The sequence below is a fragment of the Methylobacterium sp. WL18 genome (assembly GCF_008040015.1).
GTDB classification, from domain to species: domain Bacteria; phylum Pseudomonadota; class Alphaproteobacteria; order Rhizobiales; family Beijerinckiaceae; genus Methylobacterium; species Methylobacterium mesophilicum.
Window position 1 is genome coordinate 1 of the sequence record NZ_VRVD01000296.1, and the last position, 5,718, is coordinate 5,718.

The 5,718-nt window shown below is 69.7% G+C and carries 6 protein-coding genes, 1 tRNA gene and 1 pseudogene; 5 read left to right on the forward strand and 3 right to left on the reverse strand.

Annotated elements, in window-relative coordinates; all coding sequences use genetic code 11:
- Positions 1-997 (reverse strand): GGDEF domain-containing protein (locus tag FV228_RS18775; RefSeq protein ID WP_147856011.1); only part of this gene is annotated, 997 nt, incomplete at its 3' end.
- Between the two features lie 176 nt (positions 998-1,173).
- Here FV228_RS18775 and FV228_RS18780 point away from each other — a divergent pair.
- Both FV228_RS18780 and FV228_RS18785 read left to right on the forward strand, forming a co-directional pair.
- Positions 1,174-2,241, forward strand: coding sequence for a spore photoproduct lyase family protein (locus FV228_RS18780; RefSeq protein WP_147856012.1), 1,068 nt, complete (start codon positions 1,174-1,176; stop codon positions 2,239-2,241).
- A gap of 51 nt (positions 2,242-2,292) precedes the next feature.
- Positions 2,293-2,751, forward strand: coding sequence for a nucleoside deaminase (locus FV228_RS18785; protein ID WP_147856013.1), 459 nt, complete (start codon positions 2,293-2,295; stop codon positions 2,749-2,751).
- A 31-nt stretch (positions 2,752-2,782) separates the two neighbouring features.
- Here FV228_RS18785 and FV228_RS18790 read toward each other — a convergent pair whose 3' ends face one another.
- Together FV228_RS18790 and FV228_RS18795 are read right to left on the reverse strand one after the other, a co-directional pair.
- Positions 2,783-3,094: an ETC complex I subunit gene (locus FV228_RS18790; RefSeq protein WP_058191156.1), complete on the reverse strand. Its 312-nt coding sequence runs from the start codon at positions 3,092-3,094 to the stop codon at positions 2,783-2,785.
- A 26-nt stretch (positions 3,095-3,120) separates the two neighbouring features.
- A tRNA-Pro gene (locus FV228_RS18795) sits at positions 3,121-3,197 on the reverse strand.
- Positions 3,198-3,667: 470 nt separating this feature from the next.
- On the opposite strand from FV228_RS18795, the gene FV228_RS18800 reads away from it, so the two are divergent.
- From FV228_RS18800 to FV228_RS18810, 3 genes and pseudogenes are all read left to right on the forward strand, one after another.
- The gene (locus tag FV228_RS18800; protein ID WP_147856014.1) at positions 3,668-4,606 is read left to right on the forward strand and encodes an SMP-30/gluconolactonase/LRE family protein; all 939 of its coding nucleotides are present in this window, start codon (positions 3,668-3,670) and stop codon (positions 4,604-4,606) included.
- A gap of 187 nt (positions 4,607-4,793) precedes the next feature.
- Entirely contained in the window at positions 4,794-5,501 is a 708-nt protein-coding gene (locus tag FV228_RS18805) for a glutathione binding-like protein (RefSeq protein ID WP_147856015.1), read from the forward strand.
- 7 nt (positions 5,502-5,508) lie between these two features.
- Positions 5,509-5,718: pseudogene (locus FV228_RS18810) on the forward strand (NUDIX hydrolase); the annotation flags it as partial.

Sequence of the window (5,718 nt, forward strand, 5' to 3'; positions counted from 1 at the left end):
CGCCCGGCGGCAGGGCGGCGCGCACCCGCCGCGCGACTTCGACCAACACCCGGTCTCCGGTCTGGTGTCCGTAGACGTCGTTGACCGACTTGAAGCCGTCGAGGTCGAGCAGCAGCAGGCAGGCGGTGCCGGCGCCGAACCGGATCCCGACCGCGCCGGTCGAACCGGCATCCGAACGCGTCCCGAGGCGGTCCTCGGCCTGCTGGATGAAGCCGGCCCGGTTGAGCAGGCCGGTGAGGTCGTCGTGGGTCGCGCGCCAGCGCATCTCCTCCACCAGCGCGGTGGCGCTGGCCTGCGCCTCGGCGCGGGATCGGGCGAGCGCGGTGGCGTCGTTCTTCAGCCGGCTCGCCTCGCGGAACCCCGCCTCGCTCTGGAACGCGGTGCGGGACAAGGCGGCGAGATAGAGCAGCACGCAGGCCGCCAGGCAGCAGCGGTCGAACCCGCCGGCGGCGAACAGGCAAAACGCCACCGACAGCAGCGGCAGTACGATGAAGCTGAACGGGATCCGGGCATAGGCCGTCCCGTGGGTGACGGCCCCCGCGGTGATGCCGCAGGTGATGGTGAGGTAGAACAGGGTCTGCGCCGAGGTGTAGCCCGCGCATAGCAGCGGCTGGAACGCCCAGACCAGCCCCGACAGGAGGGCCGCGGCGGTGCAGGCGCGCAGGTGTCCCTCCACCGAGCGCGAGGCGGCCCCGGCCATGTCCGGCGGCATCTCGGCCGTCAGGGCGAGCCCCGGACAGGGCGCCCGGCACAGTCCGATCCGCACGAGGTTGGCCGCGGTCGAGGCCGCGTACCAGACCATCCCGGCGCGGCCGTTGCCGCCCTGGAACGCCACCAGCACGCTCGCCAGCCCGAGCAGCATGTTGACCGGAATCGCGGTGAGGACGCTGCCGCGCACGGCTTCGAGCTGATCCCGGCGGACCAGCGCGTTCAGCCGTGCCGGATCGCCGGAGACCGCCGTCCCGGGGGCTGCGTCCTCCAGGTCGTGAATCGTCATCGCGCATCCAATCAGAGGCACGCAATAATCAATCAAGAGTCGTAAGAGAGTGTTGAAATTACGCGTCCATGGAATCGACCGCCGCGGACCATTGGGACCGCACGTCGCAAGCCATTCCGGTCCCGCCGCCGCGCGCCATATCGCGGGTCGGGCCGCAGCCGGGCCCCGGACGCAGCATGGCCCTCACCAGCGACCTCCTCGACATCCGGACGATCTACCACGAGCCCACGGTGGGCGATTACCCAATCGGCCGGGAGATCCTGGCGCGCTTCCCCGACGCGGAGCGCATCCCCGTGCCGTCGCACTGGAACATCCCGGCGCTCCACGGCAACGCGGGCTCGGTGGAGGACTGGGTCCGGATCAAGCGCTCGACCCTGGTGCTCGGCGTGAAGAAAGGCCTGACCATGCGGCCGAACGGCCGCAGCGCCCACTTCATCGCGCCCTCGACCTCGAACGGCTGCGCCATGGCCTGCGCCTATTGCTACGTGCCGCGGCGCAAGGGCTTCTCGAACCCGATCTCGCTGTTCGTGAACATCGACCAGGCCTGCGCGGCGATCGCCCGGCACGCGGACCGGCAGGGCCCCCTGCCGGAACCCGACACGATCGACCCGGAATACTGGATCTACGACATCGGCGAGAACGGCGACCTGTCGGTGGACGCGGCGGTGAGCAGCGGCGTCCGCACCTTCGTCGAGCGGTTCCGCACCCTGCCGAACGCCAAGGCGTCCTTCGCCACCAAGGCGGTCAACCGCGATCTCCTGGCCTACGACCCGCAGGGCAAGACGCGGATCCGGTTCTCGCTGATGCCCGCGCGGATCGCCAAGATCGTGGACGTGCGCACGACGCCGATCCCCGAGCGGATCGCCGCGATCGACGACTTCGTGGCCGCCGGCTACGAGGTCCACGCCAACTTCTCGCCGGTGATCCTCTACGAGGGTTGGGAGGCCGATTGGCGGGCGCTGTTCGCCGAGATCGACGCCACGCTGTCGGACGCCGCCAAGGCGCAGCTCAAGTGCGAGATCATCATGCTGACCCACAATGCGGGGTTGCACGAGGTAAATCTCGGCTGGCACCCCAAGGCAGAGGACCTGCTGTGGCGGCCGGACATCCAGGAGGCGAAGGTCTCGGAGGGCGGCGGCACCAACCTGCGCTACCGGACCGGCTGGAAGGGTCGATGGCTCGCCCGGTTCAAGGCGCTGCTGGCCGAATCCCTGCCGTACTGCACCGTGCGCTACGCGTTCTGAACTCCGGGCCCGGCGGCGCGTTGGCGCGCGGGTTCAGGAAAAGGCGCAGGGATGTCCGAGCACGAGAGCTATATCCGCGAGGCGGTCGCGCTGGCCGAGGCGAACGTTCTGGCCGGCGGTTCTCCGTACGGCGCGGTGATCGTGCGCGACGGCGCCGTGCTGGTCCGGGCCGCCAACACCGTGCACGCCACCAACGACCCGAGCGCGCATGCCGAGATGGTGGCGCTGCGCGAGGCCAGCCAAGTGCTGGCGCGCCGCGACCTCTCCGATTGCGTGATGTACGCGAGCGGGCGCCCCTGCCCGATGTGCCACGCGGCGATGCGGCTCGCAGGCTTCCGCGAAGGCTACTTCGCCTTCTCGGCGGAGGAAGCGGAGGAGCACGGAGCCGGCAGCGCCAGCATCTACGCGGAACTGTGCCGCCCCCTGGACGAACAGCCGATGCGGCTCAGCCAGCTCCGGCCGGCGGGTGAAGCGCCCTACGCGGCCTGGCGGGCGCGCCGCGGATCCTGATCGCCCGCGCCCTCGGGCGCGCTGGGGCGCATCAGTGCGTCCAGGGCGCCGTGCGGTTGAACTTGAAGTTGTCCGAGTAGGACAGGCCCTTGCGGAAGACCGGCTTGGCCGGCTGCTCGACCCGGTAGGCGATGCCCTCGCGCTTGGCATAGGCCACCGCCTCCTCCTCCGTGTCGAACTCCAGGCGCACCTGCTGCATCATGTCGGCCGATCCGTTCCAGCCCATCAGCGGATCGATCTCGCGCGGGCTGGTCTGGTCGAACTCGAGGATCCACTGCTTCGTGCGGGCCAGGCCCGACTGCGTGGCGTCCCGGGAGGGGCGGAAGATGCGGGCGCTCGGCATCTGAACTCGACAAGCTCCTGATCGAATGGTCGGGGCGATAGGATTCGAACCTACGACCCCCTGGTCCCAAACCAGGTGCGCTACCAGACTGCGCCACACCCCGACACCCCGTTACGGGCTCAGATCCGTAGCGTTTCGCCGGTCCGGGCGCAACGGGGCAGCGGGCCACAGGGGCCATCGTGGGCCGGGATTGCGCGGCCGGCTGTCGAAAGCCGCTTCAAACGGCATCGCCTCACTTGTCAGACAATTCAGGCGCGCGTACGGTCTTCCTTGGGACGGCGAGGGCTGATTCTCGCACCGACGAACCGAACTGCATTCCATTGGGGGGCGGTGGAGACGCGGCGCGGAGATTGGCGGTGGGGGATCTTGGTCCTCGTCGCTCCCGCCGAGGCGAAGCGCCGACTGACGATCTCGTCCGGCCGCCATCCTCCGCTTCGCATCCGGGGCACCGACTTGGCGATCGCTTGAAGGACCGCGCTCCGCGCACCTCTGTGCCCTGGCGTCGCCCGATCGTTCCTGTATCGCGGTTGCCCTGCGCCCGGATCGGCGCGCCAGCGGCAGGAGCCCAATCCCGTGTGGACGCCGAGCGCGTGCTACCCCGACCCGGCGGTCGAGATCCTCGACGCCTCGTTCGCCCGCTACCGGGTGTTCAGCGCGGCGGTCGAGCGCCTCGCCACCGGCTGCCGCTGGAGCGAGGGGCCGGTCTGGTTCGGGGATGGGCGCTATCTCCTGTGGAGCGATATCCCGAACAACCGGATCCTGCGCTGGGACGAGGAGACCGGCGCCGTCGGCACGTTCCGCAGGCCGTCGGGATTCGCCAACGGCAACACCCGCGACCGGCAGGGGCGGCTCGTGACCTGCGAGCATGGCGGCCGCCGGGTGGTGCGGACCGAGTATGACGGGTCGCTCACCGTGCTGGCCGACGCCTTCGAGGGCCGGCGCCTCAACTCACCGAACGACCTCGTCATCGCGCGCGACGGCGCGGTCTGGTTCACGGATCCGACCTTCGGGATCGCCAGCTACTACGAGGGCGAGCGCGCCGAATCCGAGTTGCCCCAGAACGTCTACCGGCTGGATGCGGAAACCGGCGCCCTCGAGGTGGTCGCGCACGCCATCGCCGGGCCGAACGGCCTGTGCTTCGCGCCGGACGAATCGCGGCTGTACCTCGTGGAATCCCGCGGCGAGCCCACCCGGCGCATCGTCGCCTTCGACGTCGTCGGCGGCCGGACCCTGCGCGACCGCCGGGTGCTGATCGACGCGGGGCCCGGCACGCCGGACGGGATCCGCTGCGATCAGGACGGCAATCTCTGGTGTGGCTGGGGCATGGGCGAGGACGCGCTGGACGGCGTGATGGTGTTCAACCCGGATGGGCGCCTGATCGGCCGCATCCGCCTGCCGGAGCGCTGCGCCAACCTGTGCTTCGGCGGCCGGCACCGGAACCGCCTGTTCATGGCGGCGAGCCAGTCGCTCTACGCCCTCTACGTGGAGACCCAGGGCTGCCTCGGCGGATGAGGCCGCGATCGCTCCGGACGATGCTTGACCGGACCGCCGCAGAGACCCACCTCCCCACCGCCGGGGGCTCGGAGCCTCCTCTCGGACACCCGGTCCACGAGGCGGCTCCAGAGCTTTGTTTTTGCGTCATCTCTTCCGAAAGCCGGCACCCACCGTCCAGGATGACGCGTCAGCGGGACACAATCCGATGATCGATCTGTACTATTGGCCGACGCCGAACGGCCACAAGGTCACGATGTTCCTCGAAGAGGCGGGCATTCCTTACCAGATCAAGGCGATCAACATCGGCAAGGGCGAACAATTCAATCCGGACTTCCTCAAGATCGCCCCGAACAACCGCATGCCGGCGATCGTGGATCACGAGCCGGCCGGGGGCGGCGCTCCGGTTTCGCTGTTCGAATCGGGTGCGATCCTGTTGTATCTCGCCGAGAAGGCCGGGCGCTTCATTCCGAGCGACTTGCGTGGCCGGGCCGAGGTCTTGCAATGGCTGTTCTGGCAGATGGGCGGGCTCGGGCCGATGCTGGGGCAGAACCATCACTTCTCGCAATACGCCCCCGAGAAGATCGACTACGCGATCAAGCGCTACGTCAACGAGACCAACCGCCTCTACGGCGTGCTCGACCGGCGGCTGGCCGATCGCGCCTTCGTCGCGGGCTCCGAGTACTCGATCGCCGACATGGCCTGCTACCCGTGGATCGTGCCGTGGGAGAAGCAGGGCCAGAACCTCGACGCACATCCCAACCTGAAGCGCTGGTTCACAGCCATCGCGGAGCGGCCCGCGACCCAGGCGGCCTATGCCCGGGCGCCGGAGGTGAACCCCGACCACGGCAAGACCATGAGCGAGGACGCCAAGAAGGTGATGTTCGGCCAGACCGCCGCCACCACCCAGCGCTGACCCGCTCATGACCGGCTCGCAGACCGCCCTGCCCCTGCGGGTGATCCACCGGGGCTGGAACACCTTCGGCATCGCCACGCTGACCCAGCCCGACGGCAGCACGGTGCCGCGGGCCCTGGAGGACCACGGCGAGGCGGCCTGCGTGCTGCCCTACGATCCCGAGCGGCGGGTGGCCCTGCTGGTCCGGCAGAGCCGGGTCGGCCCAGCCTTCTGGGGC

Excerpts from the sequence above, each read along its gene's own strand:
- FV228_RS18780 (WP_147856012.1), top strand. The coding sequence starts at position 1,174 with ATGGCCCTCACCAGCGACCTCCTCGACATCCGGACGATCTACCACGAG.
- FV228_RS18785 (WP_147856013.1), top strand. The coding sequence starts at position 2,293 with ATGTCCGAGCACGAGAGCTATATCCGCGAGGCGGTCGCGCTGGCCGAG.
- FV228_RS18790 (WP_058191156.1), bottom strand. The coding sequence starts at position 3,094 with ATGCCGAGCGCCCGCATCTTCCGCCCCTCCCGGGACGCCACGCAGTCG.
- FV228_RS18805 (WP_147856015.1), top strand. The coding sequence starts at position 4,794 with ATGATCGATCTGTACTATTGGCCGACGCCGAACGGCCACAAGGTCACG.